The following is an 18,044-nucleotide window of genomic DNA, read 5'->3' as shown; positions in this document are numbered from 1 at the left end:
CCGTCAGCCCTGCCAGCTTTTCAGGCCACGGGCGATGCGCTGCACCGCCTCCTCCAGACGTGGCAGGTTCTGGGTGTAGGCAAAGCGCACGTGGTGGCCGGCCTGGTAACGACCGAAGTCCAGCCCCGGGGTGAATGCCAGGTGCTCGGTTTCGAGGAAGTGCCGGCAGAATGCGAAGGCATCGCCGCCGAACGCGCTGATATCGGCATACAGATAGAAGGCGCCTTGCGGCTCCACCGCGATACCGAAGCCCAACTCACGCAATGCCGGCAACAGGTAGTCGCGGCGGCGGGCGAACTCGGCGCGGCGCTCCTCGAGGATTGCCAGGGTTTGCGGCTCGAAGCAGGCCAGCGCGGCATGCTGGGCCATGCTCGGAGCACTGATGTAGAGGTTCTGCGCCAGCTTTTCCAGGTCCGCTACCGCCGACGGCGGCGCCACCAGCCAGCCCAGGCGCCAGCCGGTCATGCCGAAATATTTGGAAAAACTGTTCAGGACGAAAGCCTCATCGTCGACTTCCAGCACGCTCGGCGCATCCATGCCGTAGGTGAGGCCGTGGTAGATCTCGTCCACCACCAGATGCCCATGGCGCTCGCGGGTGGCCTTGGAAAGGCTGGCCAGCTCGTCGCGGTCGAGCACCGTGCCGGTCGGGTTGGCCGGCGACGCCACCAGGGCACCGACCGTGTCTTTGTCCCAGTGACGCTCGACCAGATCGGCGGTCAGCTGGTAATTGACCTCCGGCCCCACCGGCACCAGCTGCGCGCCGCCTTCGACCAGGCGCAGGAAGTGACGGTTGCACGGGTAGCCCGGGTCGGCCAGCAGCCAGTGCTTGCCCGGATCGACCAGCAGGCTGCTGGCCAGCAGCAGCGCGCCGGAACCGCCCGGGGTGATGAGCACGCGCTCCGGGTCGAGGTCCACACCATAGCGTTGGCCATAGAACCCGGCGATTGCCTCACGCAGTTGCGGCAAGCCGCGGGCAGCGGTGTAACGGGTGTGCCCGGCGGCCAAGGCAGCCTGGCCCGCGGCGACGATGGGCGCGGCGGTGGTGAAGTCCGGCTCGCCGATCTCGAGGTGGATCACGTCGTGGCCCGCAGCCTGCAACTCGTTGGCACGCGCCAGCAGGGCCATCACGTGGAAGGGTTCGATGGCGCGACTGCGCGCACTGTGTGGCTGAGCCATGGGCCTTCTCTCAATTGGGTCTAAACTGGTGATTCTACCTGTGCGCCGCAGCGAACGTGCCGCCCGTCCTGCTGTCAATAGCAGGCATAGGACGGGGTAGCGCACCCCGGATCTATCTGGTAAGTTCGGCGGCTCGCAGTCGCAGGGCCGGCGGGTGCCGGCGATGGAAGCAAGCCTGCGCATTGGATCAGATGAGTGAGAGGCGGTCTATTCATGTCCACCGTAGAAAAGCAAAAATCCGGTCAGACCATGTACGGTGTCGAGCCCTATAAAGAGACCAAGGGCGAAGAGTACATGGGCGAGCCCATGAAGAAGCACTTCACCAAGCTTCTCAATGCTTGGAAAGGCGAGCTCATGCAGAGTGTCGATCGCACTGTAGACCACATGAAGGACGAAGCTGCCAACTTCCCAGACCCGGCTGACCGTGCCAGCCAGGAAGAAGAGTTCGCCCTGGAACTGCGCAACCGCGATCGTGAGCGCAAGCTGATCAAGAAGATCGACAAGACCCTGCAGAAGATTCAGGACGAAGAGTACGGCTGGTGCGACTCCTGTGGCATCGAGATCGGCCTGCGCCGCCTAGAAGCCCGCCCGACCGCCGACCTGTGCTTCGACTGCAAGGAAATTGCCGAGAAGAAGGAAAAGACTGTCGGTAAAGGCTGATTCCAGAACCTCGCAGACGGGGCGTACTGGTTGTGGAGGCGGGCTTGCCCGCTCCTGCAATCGGTACGCCCCGTCTTCATTTATATAGCTGTGCAATCCATGAACGACTCCCGCTACATCGGCCGCTTCGCCCCCACCCCCAGCGGCTTTCTGCACTTCGGCTCGCTGGTAGCCGCCCTCGCCTCCTGGCTCGACGCCCGCGCGGTCGATGGCCGCTGGTTACTGCGTATGGAAGACACCGACCCGCCTCGGGAAATGCCCGGGGCACGCGATGCGATCCTGCAGACCTTGGAGCGCTACGGCCTGGAGTGGGACGGCGAAGTGGTGTTCCAGAGCCAGCGCCACGAGGCCTACGCCGCCGTGGTCGACCGTTTGTTCAGCATGGGCCTGGCCTATGCCTGCACCTGTTCGCGCAAGCAACTGGAAGGGTACGACGGTATCTACCCAGGCTTTTGCCGTAATGCCGGGCATCCCCGGCAAGACGCGGCCATTCGCCTGCGCGTACCGGAACTGATCTACCGCTTCACGGATCGCGTCCAGGGTAGCTTCGAACAGCACCTGGGGCGCGAGGTGGGCGACTTCGTCATCCAGCGCCGTGACGGGCTCTATGCCTACCAGTTGGCGGTGGTACTGGACGATGCGTGGCAGGGCGTTACCGACATCGTGCGCGGCGCCGACCTGCTGGACAACACGCCCCGCCAGTTGTACCTGCAGGAGCTGCTGGGGTTCTCGCAGCCGCGTTACCTGCACATTCCGTTGATCGTGCAGCCCGACGGGCACAAGTTGGGCAAGTCGTATCGCTCGCCGCCGCTAGAGGCGGACCAGGTGACGCCGTTGCTGTTGCGAGCCCTGCGGGCATTGGGGCAGCAGACCGATCCGGCACTGGCGGGGGCCAGCCCGGCCGAGGTGCTGGCGGTGGCGCGCCAGCAGTGGCGGCCGGAGCACATTGCGCGGCAGATGACGGTGCCCGAGGCTGATTTGCGCTGAGGCAGTAGCGGCCCTATCGCGGGGCAAGCCCGCTCCCACGAAGAGCACACTGGCCTCGCGATAGAGCCAGAACACGTGAAACCAGCCTCAAAAGCCCAACAAATTCAAACCCTTGGCTAACAGCCCCGATTCCCGCTAGCATCGCCCCAGCCATTTGCGCCAATAATAAGTCCAAACCGCAGCGCCCAACCCTTCGAGGCCAGCATGTACATCTATCGTTTGGTCCTGCTTCTGGTGGTGGGGATCTACCTGTTCTCCCCCGCCATCATGGACTGGTGGATCGAGCCGACCGGTGCCTGGTACCGTCCCTACCTGCTCTGGCTGATCCTCATCGTCGTCACCTTCATCCTGCAGAGCCAACGAGATGCCGATGAGCTTTAGCCTGACCCAGATGATCCTGATTAGCGCCGCCTACCTGCTGGTGCTGTTCAGCGTGGCCTGGATCAGCGAGCGCGGGCTGATCCCGCGGGCGATCATTCGCCACCCCCTGACCTACACCTTGTCGCTCGGCGTCTACGCCAGTGCCTGGGCCTTCTATGGCTCGGTCGGCCTGGCCTATCAATATGGCTATGGCTTTCTTGCCTGTTACCTGGGGGTGTCCGGGGCCTTCCTGCTGGCCCCGGTGCTGCTCTATCCGATCCTCAAGATCACCCGCACCTACCAGCTCTCCTCGCTGGCCGACCTGCTGGCGTTTCGCTTCCGCAGCACCTGGGCCGGTGCGCTGACCACCATCTTCATGCTGATCGGCGTGCTGCCCTTGCTGGCCCTGCAGATCCAGGCCGTGGCCGACTCGATCAGCATCCTCACCGGCGAGCCGGTCAAGGCGCGGGTGGCGTTTGCCTTCTGCGTGCTGATCATCCTGTTCACCATCTTCTTCGGCTCACGCCATATCGCCACCCGCGAAAAGCACGAAGGCCTGGTGTTCGCCATCGCCTTCGAATCGGTGATCAAGCTGCTGGCGCTGGGCGGTATCGGCCTTTATGCGCTGTACGGCGTGTTCGGTGGCCCGCATGGGCTGGAGGTCTGGCTGCTGCAGAACCAGACCGCCCTCGCCGCCCTGCACACCCCGCTGCAGGAAGGCCCCTGGCGCACCCTGCTGCTGGTGTTCTTCGCCTCGGCCATCGTCATGCCGCACATGTACCACATGGCCTTCACCGAGAACTTGAGCCCGCGCTCGCTGGTCAGCGCCAGCTGGGGCCTGCCGCTGTTCCTGCTGCTGATGAGCCTGGCCGTGCCGCTGGTGCTGTGGGCCGGCCTGCGCCTGGGCGCCAGCACCAACCCCGAGTACTTCACCCTGGGCCTGGGCATCGCCGCCAACAACGAAGCGCTGGCGCTACTGGCCTATGTCGGTGGGTTGTCGGCCGCCAGCGGGCTGATCATCGTCACCACCCTGGCGCTGTCAGGCATGGCCCTGAACCACCTGGTGCTGCCGCTGTACCAGCCGCCGGCCGAAGGCAATATCTACCGCTGGTTGAAATGGACGCGCCGAGCGCTGATCGTCGCCATCATCACCGCCGGCTTCGTCTTCTACCTGACCCAGAACACCCACCAGAGCCTGGCAAACCTGGGCATCGTTGCCTTCGTCGCCACCCTGCAGTTCCTGCCCGGCGTGCTCTCGGTGCTGTACTGGCCGACCGCCAACCGCCGCGGTTTCATCGCCGGGCTGCTGGCCGGCATGCTGGTGTGGATGGTGACCATGCTGCTGCCACTGCTGGGCAACCTGCAGGGCTTCTACATCCCGCTGCTGGACATGATCTACGTGCTGGACGACACCAGCTGGCACATGGCGGCCATCGCTTCACTTGCGGCCAACGTCCTGCTGTTCACCCTGATCTCGCTGTTCACCAACGCCAGCAGCGAGGAGGTCAGCGCCGCCGAGGCCTGCGCGGTGGACAACGTGCGTCGCCCGCAACGCCGCGAGCTGCACGCCGCCTCGCCCCAGGAGTTTGCCACCCAGCTGGCCAAGCCGCTAGGCGCCAAGGCTGCGCAAAAAGAGGTGGAACAGGCCCTGCGCGACCTCTACCTGCCCTTCGACGAGCGCCGCCCCTATGCCCTGCGGCGCCTGCGCGATCGTATCGAGGCCAACCTGTCCGGCCTGATGGGGCCGAGCGTGGCACAGGACATGGTCGAGACCTTCCTGCCTTACAAGTCCGGCAACGAGAACTACGTCACCGAGGACATCCACTTCATCGAGAGCCGCCTCGAGGACTATCACTCGCGCCTGACCGGCCTTGCCGCCGAGCTCGACGCCCTGCGCCGCTATCACCGCCAGACCCTGCAGGAACTGCCCATGGGCGTGTGCTCGCTGGCCAAGGACCAGGAGATCCTGATGTGGAACAAGGCGATGGAGGAGCTCACCGGCATCGCCGCCAAGCATGTGGTCGGCTCGCGCCTGGTGACCATCGCCGAACCCTGGCGCGGCCTGCTGCAAGGCTTCATCAACGTGCCCGACGAACACCTGCACAAGCAGCGCCTGGTCCTCGATGGCCAGCCGCGCTGGCTGAACCTGCACAAGGCGGCCATCGACGAGCCGCTGGCCCCGGGCAACAGCGGCCTGGTGTTACTGGTCGAGGACCTCACCGAGACCCAGGCGCTGGAGGACAAGCTGGTGCACTCCGAGCGCCTGGCCAGCATCGGCCGCCTCGCCGCGGGCGTGGCCCACGAGATCGGCAACCCGATCACCGGCATCGCCTGCCTGGCGCAGAACCTGCGCGAGGAGCGCGAGGGCGACGGCGAGATCATCGAGCTGTCCAGCCAGATCCTCGAGCAGACCAAGCGCGTGTCGCGCATCGTCCAGTCGCTGATGAGCTTCGCCCACGCCGGCGGCAGCCAGCAGAACAGCGAGGAGCCGGTGTGCCTGGCCGAGGTGGCGCAGGATGCCATTGGTCTGCTGGCGTTGAACCGGCGCAATTTCGAAGTACAGTTCTTCAACCTCTGCGACCCGCAACACTGGGTCGAGGGCGACCCGCAACGCCTGGCCCAGGTGCTGATCAACCTGCTCTCCAACGCCCGCGACGCCTCGCCGCCCGGCAGCGCCGTGCGCGTGCGCAGTGAAATCAACGAGCACACCGTCGACCTGGTGGTCGAGGACGAAGGCAGCGGTATTCCGAAAAGCATCATGGACCGCCTGTTCGAACCTTTCTTCACCACCAAGGACCCGGGCGAAGGAACCGGACTGGGGCTCGCTCTGGTCTATTCCATCGTGGAAGAGCATTATGGGCAAATCACCATCGACAGCCCGGCCGACATCGAGCGCCAACGTGGTACCCGGATCCGCGTGACCCTGCCCCGGCATGTCGTAGCGACGTCCCCTGAAATTCGAGACCGTCGAGAGAATTGAATCAATGCCGCATATTCTGATCGTCGAAGACGAAACCATCATCCGCTCGGCCCTGCGTCGCCTGCTCGAGCGGAACCAGTACCAGGTCAGCGAAGCCGGCTCGGTGCAGGAAGCCCAGGAACGCTTCAGCATTGCCACCTTCGACCTGATCGTCAGTGACCTACGCCTGCCGGGTGCCCCGGGTACCGAGCTGATCAAGCTCGGCCAGGGCACGCCGGTACTGATCATGACCAGCTACGCCAGCCTGCGCTCGGCGGTGGACTCGATGAAAATGGGCGCGGTGGACTACATCGCCAAGCCCTTCGACCACGACGAGATGCTCCAGGCCGTGGCGCGTATCCTGCGCGACCGGGTGAACGCCCCAGCCTCGGCGCCGGCCGGCGAGCCCCGGGCCGCCAACGGCAAGGCCAGCACGGACAAGGCCAGTCCCGCCGCCGCCAACGGCGAGATCGGCATCATCGGCTCCTGCCCGCCGATGCAGGACATGTTCGTGAAGATTCGCAAGGTCGCGCCAACCGACTCCAATGTGCTGATCCAGGGCGAATCCGGTACCGGCAAAGAGCTGGTCGCCCGCGCCCTGCACAACCTCTCGCGCCGGGCAAAGGCACCGATGATCTCGGTGAACTGCGCGGCGATCCCGGAAACCCTCATCGAGTCGGAACTGTTCGGCCACGAGAAGGGTGCCTTCACCGGCGCCAGCGCGGGTCGGGCGGGGCTGGTCGAAGCCGCCGATGGTGGCACCTTGTTCCTCGACGAAATCGGCGAGCTGCCACTGGAAGCCCAGGCCCGCCTGCTGCGAGTGCTGCAGGAAGGCGAGATCCGCCGGGTGGGCTCGGTGCAATCACAGAAGGTCGACGTGCGCCTGATCGCGGCCACCCACCGCGACCTGAAGAACCTGGCCAAGGCCGGGCAGTTCCGGGAAGACCTTTACTACCGCCTGCATGTGATCGCCCTGAAATTGCCGGCCCTGCGCGAGCGCGGCAGCGACGTCAACGAGATCGCCAATGCCTTCCTTGCCCGCCAGAGCGCACGGATCGGCCGCGACGACCTGCATTTTTCCCACGATGCCGAGCAAGCCATCCGCCATTACAGCTGGCCGGGCAACGTGCGCGAGCTGGAAAACGCGGTGGAGCGCGCAGTGATTCTCAGCGAAAGCGCGGAAATTTCCGCCGACCTGCTGGGCATCGACATCGAGCTGAGCGACCTGGAAGACGACGACATGCTGGACAACCTGCCGGCGCTGGCCAGCAGCAACAGCGCCAGCCATGAGCCGACCGAGGACCTGTCGCTGGAGGATTACTTCCAGCACTTCGTGCTCGAGCACCAGGACCACATGACCGAAACCGAACTGGCCCGCAAGCTGGGCGTCAGCCGCAAATGCCTGTGGGAACGGCGCCAGCGCCTGGGCATCCCGCGGCGCAAGAGCAACGCCACCAGCGACAACTGATTCTGTGTAATCTGATCGCGGGGCAAGCCCGCTCCCACAGCGCGTGGGGGCAGGCTTGCCCCGCGGTCGTTTGGGGGTAACACATCAGTTACCGCAAAAATCTGTTACCTACCCTGGCGGGCGTAACATCCCCCGAGGCGTAAGGTAACGAAATTTCTACATTTGCCCCGCGGCAAAACCTGCCTGAAACGCTGAAACCCCCGATTTTATTGGGTTTTCAAAAGTTGGCACGGCACCTGCTATATGTCTGGTACAAGAACAATAACAAGCACTGCAACTCAGAATAAGAACAAGACGAAACGGCTCACGCACAATAAAAACAAGACGGCGGAGGCGCAGCTAACTGATTCTTTTGGAGAGGCGTTGTGTTTGGGGCTTGCCCCACGATCAGGCAGAGAACAACAAAAACTGCACTCAAAAGCAGCACCTGAACTGATTGGATCGACAGATCAGCATCAACTCGGCGACCAAAGCAATCCGTTTGCTCTTCACCCCCGGTTTGGGGGTCGTCCACAAGCTTCGAGATTTGTGGACAGGGCATTCAACAAAAACAAGAAGCCCGGCAGAAGAACAATAAGAGCACGCAACGACTTGATGGGGAGCTTCGGCTCCCCATGTCGTTTCTCACTTCTGCATCACGCTTGGCACACCGCCTACACCATTCCCCCAGTAAATGCTAGAATCCCCGCCCATCATGCGGCCATTCTCCTATCCTTGGCCGATCATTCCTTCAAACAGTGCATCCCATGCTGAAGAAGCTGTTCCAGTCGTTCCGCCCGCCCGTTCGTGGCCAGCACCACAGGCGCACCACGCCTGAAGTGATCAACAAGAGCCAGCACTCGCTGCAGCGCAGCCAGTTCAGCCGCCATGCCGTGGGCATTGTCGAGCGCCTGCAGGCGGCCGGTTACCAGGCCTACTTGGTCGGTGGCTGCGTGCGCGACCTGCTGCTGGGCATCACGCCCAAGGACTTCGACGTGGCCACCAGCGCCACCCCCGAGCAGATCCGCGCGGAGTTCCGCAACGCCCGTATCATCGGCCGGCGCTTCAAGCTGGTTCACGTGCATTTCGGCCGTGACATCATCGAGGTCGCCACCTTCCGTGCGCCCCACTCCGATGACGACCAGTCCGATAGCCACCGTTCGTCGCACAATGCCAGCGGTCGCATCCTGCGCGACAACGTGTACGGCACTTTGGAAGAAGACGCGCAACGCCGCGACTTCACCATCAACGCCCTGTACTACGACCCGGTCAGCGAGCGCATCCTCGACTACGCCAACGGTGTCCACGACATCCGTAACCGGCTGCTGCGCCTGATCGGCGATCCGACCCACCGTTACCAGGAAGATCCGGTACGCATGCTGCGCGCCGTGCGCTTCGCCGCCAAGCTGGACTTCGGCATCGAGAAGCACACCGTGCAGCCGATCCGCGAGCTGGCGCCGATGCTGCGCGACATTCCGCCGGCGCGCCTGTTCGAGGAAAGCCTCAAGCTGTTCCTCAACGGCCAGGGGGCGATCACCTTCGAGATGCTGGTCGACCTGCAACTGTTCGAGCCATTGTTCCCGGCCAGCAGCCATGCCCTGGAAGAACGCCCTAGCTACACCCACAGCTTGATCAGCCAGGCATTGGCCAACACCGACCTGCGCGTCAAGCAGGGCAAGCCGGTGACACCCGCCTTCCTGTTCGCCGCGCTGCTCTGGCCAGCCCTGCCAAGCCGCGTACTGTACCTGCAGAGCCAAGGCGTGCCGCCGATCCCGGCCATGAACGGCGCGGCCCACGACCTGATCGCCGAACAGTGCGCACGCATCGCCATCCCCAAGCGCTTCACCCTGCCGATCCGCGAGATCTGGGACATGCAGGAGCGCCTGCCACGGCGCAGCGGCAAGCGCGCCGACATGCTGCTCGACAACCCGCGGTTCCGCGCCGGCTACGACTTCCTGCTGCTGCGTGAAAGCGCCGGCGAGGAAACCGATGGGCTGGGCCAATGGTGGACCGACTACCAGGACGCCAACGACAGCCAGCGCCGCGACATGATCCGCGAACTGGGCAACCGTGACGACGCCGCGGGCGCCGGTGCCGGCCCACGCAAGCGCAAACGCAGTGGCGGCAAGCGCAAGCGTGACGACGAGCAGGCGTGGGACTGAGCATGACCACCCGTGCGTACATCGGCCTGGGCAGCAACCTGGATGAGCCCGCCGAGCAGCTGCGCAGCGCCCTGCAGGCGCTGGACCTGATCGCCGAGACGCGCCTGACGGCGGCCTCGGCGCTCTACACCAGCGATTCGCTGCTGCCGGGCCAGCCACGCTACACCAACGCCGTGGCGGCCATCGACACGGCACTGACACCGCTGGACCTGCTGGACGCCCTGCAGGCCATCGAAAACGGCCAGGGCCGCGTACGCAAGGAGCGCTGGGGCCCACGCACCCTCGACCTGGACATGCTGCTGTTCGGCGACCAGGTCATCGATGCGCCGCGCCTGAAAGTGCCGCACTACCACATGCACGCCCGCCCCTTCGTGCTGTACCCACTCGCCGAGCTGGTGCCCGCCAGCTTCCGCCTTGCCGACGGCCGCCCCCTCGCGCAACTGCTCGAGGACTGCCCGTTCGTCGGCCTGGAACGCCTGTAAATCGGGCGTTTCAGACGACGGTAACGCCAGTAACACCCACGCCGTAACAATGCGGTAACACGGCTGGTTGACTTCCCCCACCTCGCTCACGACTATAGGCGTCCCGCGGCGCTACTGTGCCGCAATCACCCATTTAGGCTCGGACGGATCTGTGCCCGAACATCACGACCGATGATGTGCCGCTCCGGAAGATGAATACACGCGTTGTACGCAGTTGTTGTTCACAGCGCCTGAACGAGGACTCCCCTACATGCCTGAAGTAACCCTGACCACCCTGCACGGCCTGAAGGCCAAGGGTGAAAAAATCACCATGCTGACCTGCTACGACGCGACCTTCGCCAAGGCAGCCAGCCAGGCCGGCGTGGAAGTGCTGCTGGTGGGCGACTCCCTGGGCATGGTCCTGCAGGGCCATGACAGCACCCTGCCCGTCACCAACCGCGACATGGCCTACCACACCGCCTGCGTCAAACGCGGCAACGATGGGGCGTTGATCCTCGCCGACCTGCCGTTCATGGCCCACGCCACCCCCGAGCAGGCTTTCGCCAACGCCGCCGAACTGATGCGCGCCGGCGCCCACATGCTCAAGATCGAAGGCGCCGCCTGGCTGGGCGAGACCATCCGCCTGCTGGCCGAACGCGGCGTGCCGGTTTGCGCGCACATGGGCCTGACCCCGCAGACGGTCAACGTGCTGGGCGGCTACAAGGTCCAGGGGCGCCAGGAAGCCCAGGCACGGCAGATGCGCGCCGACGCCATCGCCCTGGAACAGTCCGGCGCGGCCATGCTGTTGCTCGAGTGCGTGCCCAGCGAGCTGGCCGCGGAGATCTCCCAGGCCGTAAGCATTCCGGTGATCGGCATCGGTGCCGGCAGTGCCACTGATGGCCAGGTGCTGGTGCTGCACGACATGCTCGGGCTGTCGCTGAGCGGCCGCGTGCCGAAGTTCGTGAAGAACTTCATGGCCGGCCAGCCGGACATCCAGAGTGCCCTGGCCGCCTATGTCCGCGCGGTCAAGGAAGTCAGCTTCCCCGGCAGCGAACATGGGTTCAGCGCATGAATACCGTCAAGACCGTCCGTGAGCTGCGCGCCGCCGTGGCCCGCGCCCGTGGCGAGGGCAAGCGCATCGCCTTCGTGCCGACCATGGGCAACCTGCACAGCGGCCACGCCGCCCTGGTGACCAAGGCCGCACAGCGCGCCGACTTCGTGGTCGCCAGCATCTTCGTCAACCCGTTGCAGTTCGGCGCCGGCGAAGACCTGGACAAGTACCCGCGCACCCTCGCCGCCGACCAGGAGAAACTGCTCCAGGCCGGCTGCCACCTGCTGTTCGCCCCGACCGTCGAGGAGATGTACCCCGATGGCATGACCGTGCAGACCCGCGTCAGCGTGCCGCAACTGTCCGAAGGGCTGTGCGGCGCCAGCCGTCCTGGCCACTTCGAAGGCGTGGCGACCGTGGTCAGCAAGCTGTTCAACATGGTCCAGCCGGACCTGGCCGTGTTCGGCGAGAAGGATTTCCAGCAACTGGCGGTGATCCGCGCCATGGTCCGCGACTTGAACATGCCGATCCAGATCATCGGCGAGCCGACCGTACGCGCCGAGGATGGCCTGGCGCTGTCGTCGCGCAATGGCTACCTGACGCCGGAACAGCGTGCCGCCGCGCCGGCGCTATACCGAGTGCTGAGCAGCATGGCCGAGGCCCTGCGCCGTGGCCAGCGCGACTACGCGGCGCTGATCGCCGAGGGCCAGGCGCAACTCGAAGCCGCTGGATTGCGTAAGGACTACCTGGAGGTACGCCACGCCGTCACCCTGCGCCCGGCGCAGGTCGATGACCGTGACCTGGTGGTGATCGCCGCAGCTTACCTGGGCAACACCCGGCTGATCGACAATCTCTATCTGCACCTGGAAGAGCAGACCGCCTGAGCTCGACGCGTGGGAGCGGCTCAACGTCGCCCCACGCGTGCCCTGGGTATCAGGCCGGTGACAATTTTTAATCCGCGCCGCCCGCCTCCCCCCATTCCCGCCTTGGCGCCAATGCCTATAATGTCCAGCTTGCAACCGGCAATGACTGCCGCTGTCCAAGCCTGACCATGCAACAAGGAAACCACCCGCAATGGCGTATTACCGTACCCCCCACGATGTGACGGCGCTGCCCGCCTGGCAGGCGCTCCAGCAACACCGCGACGCCATGCAGGGCTTCAGCATGCGCGAAGCCTTCGCCGCCGACGGCAAGCGCTTCGACCAGTTCTCCTTGAGCAGCTGCGGCCTGTTTCTCGACTACTCGAAGAACCTGATCACCGAGCAGACCCGAGACCTGCTGGTCAACCTGGCCAAGGAAGTCGACCTGGAAGCAGCCATCAAGTCGATGTTCAGCGGCGAGATCATCAACGCCTCCGAAGGCCGCCCGGTGCTGCACACCGCCCTGCGCCGCCCGGTCGGCGACAAGCTCAGCGTGAACGGCGTCAACGTGATGCCTGAAGTGCACAAGGTGCTCAACCAGATCACCGAACTGGTCGGGCGCATCCACGACGGCCTGTGGCGCGGCTACAGCGAGAAGCCGATCACCGACGTGGTCAACATCGGCATCGGCGGCTCGTTCCTTGGCCCCGAGCTGGTCTCCGAGGCTCTGCTGCCCTACGCCCAGCGCGGCGTGCGCTGCCACTACCTGGCGAACATCGACGGCAGCGAGTTCCATGAACTGTCGGCCAACCTGCGCGCCGAAACCACCCTGTTCATCGTGTCGTCGAAGTCGTTCAACACCCTCGAAACCCTGAAGAACGCCATGGCCGCGCGTACCTGGTACCTGGCCCAGGGCGGCTCGGAAGCCGAGCTGTACCGCCACTTCATCGCCGTGTCGAGCAACAAGGCCGCGGCCGTGGCCTTCGGCATCCGCGAAGAGAACATCTTCCCGATGTGGGACTGGGTCGGCGGGCGTTACTCGCTGTGGTCGGCCATCGGCCTGCCGATCGCCCTGGCCATCGGCACCGCCAACTTCAAGGAGCTGCTGTCCGGCGCCTACACCATGGACCAGCACTTCCAGACCGCGCCGTTCGAGAAGAACATGCCGGTGCTGCTGGCCTTGCTGGGCGTGTGGTACGGCAACTTCTGGGGCGCCCGCAGCCACGCGATCCTGCCGTACGACCACTACCTGCGCAACATCACCAAGCACCTGCAGCAGCTGGACATGGAGTCCAACGGCAAGAGCGTGCTGACCGATGGCACGCCGGTACAGACCGAAACCGGCCCGGTGATCTGGGGCGGCGTCGGCTGCAACGGCCAGCACGCCTACCACCAGCTGCTGCACCAGGGCACCCAGCTGATCCCGGCCGACTTCATCGTGCCGGTGGTGAGCTTCAACCCGGTGGCCGACCATCACCAGTGGCTGTACGCCAACTGCCTGTCGCAGAGCCAGGCGCTGATGCTCGGCAAGACCCGCGAGGAAGCCGAGGCCGAACTGCGCGCCAAGGGCCTGAACCAGGACGACATCGCCAAGCTGGCGCCGCACAAGGTGATCCCGGGCAACCGCCCGAGCAACACCTTGGTGGTCGAGCGCATCAGCCCGCGCCGCCTTGGCGCGCTGGTGGCAATGTACGAACACAAGGTGTTCGTGCAGAGCGTGGTCTGGGGCATCAACGCCTTCGACCAGTGGGGCGTGGAGCTGGGCAAGGAACTGGGCAAGGGCGTGTACCAGCGCCTGGTCGGCGCCCAGGAAGACAGCGCCGAGGATGGCTCGACCCAGGGCCTGATCAACTACTTCCGCGGCCGTCATCGCGGCTGATCGACCTGTAGCCGTCAATTGCGGGGCAAATCGCATCGGTGCGCCGATGCGGCTTGCCCCGCGATGCTTTCCGCCCGGGAACACCCCCACCTTCTACACTGTCCATCGAATAGCCGTTGCAGTCCCTCGCCCCTAACAAGAGCAGGACCACCCGCCATGTTCGATATCCGCGACTATCCCGAGGCCTTGGCCGTCAGCCAGGCCGCCACACTCTCCGTCGACGACTACCGCCGCCTCTATCGCCAGTCGGTGGACGACCCCGACACCTTCTGGGCCGAGCAGGCCAAGCGCCTGGACTGGATCAAGCCCTGGTCGAGCGTGCAGCAATGCGACCTGAAGACCGGCGCGGCGCGCTGGTTCGACGGCGCCCAGCTGAATGTCAGCCATAACTGCATCGATCGCCACCTGGCCAAGCGCGGCGAACAGACCGCCCTGCTCTGGGAGGGCGACGATCCCAAGGACAGCAAGGCCATCAGCTACCGCGAGCTGCACCGCCAGGTGTGCCGGCTGGCCAATGCCCTGAAAGCCCGGGGTGTGAACAAAGGCGACCGGGTGTGCATCTACATGCCGATGATCCCCGAGGCCGCCTACGCGATGCTCGCCTGTACACGTATCGGCGCCATTCACTCGGTGGTGTTTGGCGGCTTCTCCCCCGATGCCCTGCGCGACCGCATCCTCGACGCCGATTGCCGTACCGTGATCACTGCCGACGAAGGGGTGCGCGGCGGCAAGCGCATACCGCTCAAGCAGAATGTCGACAAGGCGCTGGCCAGCTGCCCGGCCGTCAGCAGCGTGCTCGTGGTCAAGCGCACCGGCGGTGACGTCGGCTGGAGCGAAGGCCGTGACCTCTGGTACCACGAGGCAACGGCAAAGGCCGACGACGACTGTCCGCCCGAACCGATGAGCGCCGAGGACCCGCTGTTCATCCTCTACACCTCCGGCAGCACCGGCAAACCCAAGGGCGTGCTGCACAGCACCGCCGGCTACTTGCTGCAGGCCACGATGACCTTCAAGCTGGTGTTCGATTACCGCGACGGCGAAGTGTTCTGGTGCACCGCCGACGTCGGCTGGGTCACCGGCCACAGCTATATCGTCTATGGCCCGCTGGCCAACGGCGCGATCTCGCTGATGTTCGAAGGCGTGCCCAACTACCCCGACACCTCGCGTTTCTGGCGAGTGGTGGACAAGCACCAGGTGAACATCTTCTACACCGCGCCCACCGCGTTGCGGGCCCTGATGCGTGAAGGCCCCGGCCCGCTGCAGGGCACATCGCGCCAGAGCCTGCGCCTGCTCGGCAGCGTCGGCGAGCCGATAAACCCGGAGGCCTGGGAATGGTACTTCGAGTCGGTCGGGCAGAAGCGCTGCCCCATCGTCGACACCTGGTGGCAGACCGAGACCGGCGGCATCATGCTCACGCCCCTTCCCGGCACACAGAGGCTCAAGCCCGGTTGCGCCACCCAACCGATGTTCGGCGTGCAGCCGGTGCTGCTGGATGAAAAAGGCAAGCTCATCGAGGGGCCAGGCGCCGGCCTGCTGGCGATCAAGGCCAGCTGGCCCGGGCAGATCCGCAGCGTCTACGGCGATCACCAGCGCATGGTCGACACCTACTTCAAGCCCATGCCCGGCTATTACTTCACCGGCGACGGCGCCCGCCGCGACGCCGATGGCGACTACTGGATCACCGGGCGCATCGACGATGTGATCAATGTCTCCGGCCACCGTATCGGTACCGCCGAGGTGGAGAGCGCGCTGGTGCTGCACGACAGCGTCGCCGAAGCGGCGGTGGTCGGTTATCCCCATGACCTCAAGGGCCAGGGCGTCTATGCCTTCGTCACCCCCATGAACGGTATCGAACCGGATGATGCGCTCAAGGCCGACCTGCTGGCCCTGGTCAGCAAGGAAATCGGCAGCTTCGCCAAGCCCGAGTTGATCCAGTGGGCGCCCGCCCTGCCCAAGACCCGCTCGGGCAAGATCATGCGGCGCATCCTGCGCAAGATCGCCTGCAACGAACTGGACAACCTGGGGGATACATCCACCCTCGCCGACCCCAGCGTGGTCCAGGGGCTGATAGACAAACGTCTCAACCAGTAGAACCCTCGGGGGCGGCCACCGCCGCCCCGATCATCGTTTACCGCATTGACATATCGGTAAATCTCGATATTATCGCGCCATGGAACTGCTCGACATATTCAAGGCACTCTCGAACCGTACCCGTCTCGAGATCCTCAAAGGCCTGAAAGACCCGGTGAAACACTTTCCTCCCCAGGACGAAGGTGACGTTCATACGGTGGGCGTCTGTGTGAGCAGCATCCAGGAAGGCGTGGGGTTATCGCAGTCGACGGTATCCGACTACCTGGCCACCCTGCAGCGCGCAGGCCTGGTCGAAGTCCGGCGCATTGGCCAGTGGACCTATTACAAGCGTAACGAAGCCGCCATCAGCGCGCTCGCCGAGCTGATCGGGAGTGAGTTGTAGGTTTTTACTTTTACCTCTATATATCGACTTTTCCCGATATCCCGTTTTACCGAACTCAAGGAGGCAACAACTGCGGCATCTGGCAGGTGCCGAGGCATAGAACAGCATCTTCATTCCACTTTATACATCGATATTTCCCGATATCCCTTTTTAACGAAGCGAGGAAACACCATGAAAGCGTTGATACTGGATTCCTTTGGCGGCACGGACGCATTCGCCTATCGCGATGTCGTCAAACCGGTGCCGCAGGCCGGACAGGTACTGGTCCGGGTGCATGCCACCTCCATCAACCCGCTGGATTACCAGGTCCGGCGTGGCGACTACCCCGACCTGGTGCCTCTCCCGGCCATTACCGGGCACGACGTGTCCGGCGTCGTCGAAGCCGTCGGGCCGGGTGTGACCGCGTTCAGGCCGGGCGACGAGGTTTGGTACACACCGCAGATCTTCGACGGGGCGGGCAGCTATGCCGAGTACCACGTCGCCGCCGAAGGCATTGTCGGCCTGAAGCCGCCTTCGCTAAGCCATCTGGAGGCGGCCAGCCTGAGCCTGGTCGGTGGTACGGCCTGGGAGGCCCTCGTGGTGCGCGCGGCACTCAGGGTGGGCGAGCGCATCCTGGTTCACGGCGGTGCCGGCGGTGTCGGCCACGTGGCGATCCAACTGGCCAAGGCCATGGGCGCCAGGGTGTTCACCACCGTGCGCGAGGCCAACGCCGAATTCGTGCGGCAAATGGGCGCGGACGTGGTCATCGATTATGAGCATCAGGATTATGTCGAGGTGGTCCTGCGGGAAACCGGGGGCCAAGGTGTCGACGTGGTCTTCGACACCATTGGTGGCGATACCCTGGCACGCAGCCCAGACGTCCTGGCGCAACTGGGGCGCGTGGTGTCGATCGTGGACATCGCGCAACCGCAGAACCTGATCCAGGCCTGGGGCCGCAACGCGAGTTACCACTTCGTCTTCACCCGGCAACACCGCGGCAAGCTCGACGAGTTGAGCGCGCTGGTCGAGCGCGGGCAACTGAAGCCACACGTGGGCGCCGTCTACACCCTCGCTGAGGTTCCCCTCGCCCATGCCCGGCTGCAAAGCGCCAACAATGGCCTGCAAGGGAAGATCGCCATTGCGGTCGCGCCCATGGCCGATCTCGCCAGCGTTTGAGGCGCCTGCCACCCTTCTCGACTTCAAGGACCGCCATGATCTACGAAATCGCCCTGCTTCCCGTACGCCCAACCCACGTCGACGACTTCCGGCACGCGTTCGCCGAGGTCGCCCCTTTGCTCAGCCGAGCCAAGGGTCACGTCAGCCATATGCTCGCGCAAGGGGTCGAGAGCCCCCATCAATTCAACCTGATCGTGCAATGGCAAACACTCGAGGACCACGCGCCGGGTTTCGAGGCCAGTGAAGACCATCAGGTCTTCATGGCCCGGCTGACACCATATTTTTCCGAGGAGCCTACGGTTTATCATGTGCAGGGCGGCGCGTTCGAAACGAATGCGCCCACCAGCCCGGGCAGTGCCCGACTGGACGACAATTGCCCAACCTCATAGACGGCCGCCATGGCGGCCAGCACAGGTC

The 18,044-nt window shown here is 64.6% G+C and carries 15 protein-coding genes; 14 read left to right on the top strand and 1 reads right to left on the bottom strand.

Annotated features, from left to right (window positions below):
* Nucleotides 1-3 precede the first annotated feature (3 nt).
* A complete protein-coding gene (locus tag DFS21_RS25675) occupies nt 4-1,176 on the bottom strand; it encodes a pyridoxal phosphate-dependent aminotransferase (protein ID WP_102683208.1) in 1,173 nt (390 codons plus the stop codon).
* Nucleotides 1,177-1,389: 213 nt separating this feature from the next.
* Here DFS21_RS25675 and dksA point away from each other — a divergent pair, with 213 nt between their 5' ends.
* From dksA to DFS21_RS25605, 14 genes are all read left to right on the top strand, one after another.
* Nucleotides 1,390-1,836: an RNA polymerase-binding protein DksA gene (dksA, locus tag DFS21_RS25670; protein WP_110701722.1), complete on the top strand. Its 447-nt coding sequence runs from the start codon at nt 1,390-1,392 to the stop codon at nt 1,834-1,836.
* Nucleotides 1,837-1,935: 99 nt separating this feature from the next.
* Nucleotides 1,936-2,823, top strand: a complete 888-nt coding sequence (gene gluQRS, locus DFS21_RS25665) for a tRNA glutamyl-Q(34) synthetase GluQRS (protein ID WP_110701724.1) — start codon at nt 1,936-1,938, stop codon at nt 2,821-2,823.
* 204 nt (nt 2,824-3,027) lie between these two features.
* Nucleotides 3,028-3,204: a hypothetical protein gene (locus tag DFS21_RS25660; protein WP_003250005.1), complete on the top strand. Its 177-nt coding sequence runs from the start codon at nt 3,028-3,030 to the stop codon at nt 3,202-3,204.
* Complete coding sequence (locus tag DFS21_RS25655; protein ID WP_178082059.1) at nt 3,188-6,163, top strand: sensor histidine kinase; 2,976 nt, start codon at nt 3,188-3,190, stop codon at nt 6,161-6,163. Before DFS21_RS25660 ends, DFS21_RS25655 begins: the two co-directional genes overlap by 17 nt.
* Nucleotides 6,164-6,167: 4 nt before the next feature.
* Nucleotides 6,168-7,610 carry a sigma-54 dependent transcriptional regulator gene (locus DFS21_RS25650; protein WP_110701728.1) on the top strand — a complete coding sequence of 481 codons (1,443 nt, stop codon included), beginning with the start codon at nt 6,168-6,170 and terminating at the stop codon, nt 7,608-7,610.
* Nucleotides 7,611-8,356: 746 nt separating this feature from the next.
* Nucleotides 8,357-9,751, top strand: a complete 1,395-nt coding sequence (locus tag DFS21_RS25645; protein ID WP_046854081.1) for a polynucleotide adenylyltransferase PcnB — start codon at nt 8,357-8,359, stop codon at nt 9,749-9,751.
* Between the two features lie 2 nt (nt 9,752-9,753).
* Nucleotides 9,754-10,233: a 2-amino-4-hydroxy-6-hydroxymethyldihydropteridine diphosphokinase gene (gene folK, locus DFS21_RS25640; protein WP_111533410.1), complete on the top strand. Its 480-nt coding sequence runs from the start codon at nt 9,754-9,756 to the stop codon at nt 10,231-10,233.
* Between the two features lie 250 nt (nt 10,234-10,483).
* Nucleotides 10,484-11,284, top strand: coding sequence for a 3-methyl-2-oxobutanoate hydroxymethyltransferase (gene panB, locus DFS21_RS25635; protein WP_102683204.1), 801 nt, complete (start codon nt 10,484-10,486; stop codon nt 11,282-11,284).
* Nucleotides 11,281-12,144 (top strand): pantoate--beta-alanine ligase, encoded by an 864-nt coding sequence (gene panC / locus DFS21_RS25630; protein WP_111533408.1) that lies wholly within the window; start codon nt 11,281-11,283, stop codon nt 12,142-12,144. The genes panB and panC overlap by 4 nt, the downstream gene beginning before the upstream one ends.
* Before the next feature lie 190 nt (nt 12,145-12,334).
* Nucleotides 12,335-13,999 carry a glucose-6-phosphate isomerase gene (pgi, locus tag DFS21_RS25625; protein WP_038706862.1) on the top strand — a complete coding sequence of 555 codons (1,665 nt, stop codon included), beginning with the start codon at nt 12,335-12,337 and terminating at the stop codon, nt 13,997-13,999.
* Nucleotides 14,000-14,155: 156 nt separating this feature from the next.
* Nucleotides 14,156-16,090, top strand: coding sequence for an acetate--CoA ligase (gene acs / locus DFS21_RS25620; RefSeq protein WP_111533407.1), 1,935 nt, complete (start codon nt 14,156-14,158; stop codon nt 16,088-16,090).
* Between the two features lie 79 nt (nt 16,091-16,169).
* Nucleotides 16,170-16,472: a helix-turn-helix transcriptional regulator gene (locus tag DFS21_RS25615; protein ID WP_023631021.1), complete on the top strand. Its 303-nt coding sequence runs from the start codon at nt 16,170-16,172 to the stop codon at nt 16,470-16,472.
* A 171-nt stretch (nt 16,473-16,643) separates the two neighbouring features.
* Nucleotides 16,644-17,627, top strand: a complete 984-nt coding sequence (locus DFS21_RS25610) for a zinc-dependent alcohol dehydrogenase family protein (protein WP_110701738.1) — start codon at nt 16,644-16,646, stop codon at nt 17,625-17,627.
* A gap of 35 nt (nt 17,628-17,662) precedes the next feature.
* Nucleotides 17,663-18,016: an antibiotic biosynthesis monooxygenase gene (locus DFS21_RS25605; RefSeq protein WP_102683200.1), complete on the top strand. Its 354-nt coding sequence runs from the start codon at nt 17,663-17,665 to the stop codon at nt 18,014-18,016.
* The last annotated feature ends 28 nt before the right edge of the window (nt 18,017-18,044 follow it).

The organism is Pseudomonas sp. 2848, assembly GCF_003253945.1.
In the GTDB taxonomy this organism is placed as follows: Bacteria; Pseudomonadota; Gammaproteobacteria; order Pseudomonadales; family Pseudomonadaceae; genus Aquipseudomonas.
Note: the sequence above shows the minus strand (reverse complement) of the source record. Positions and strands in the feature narration are given on the sequence as shown.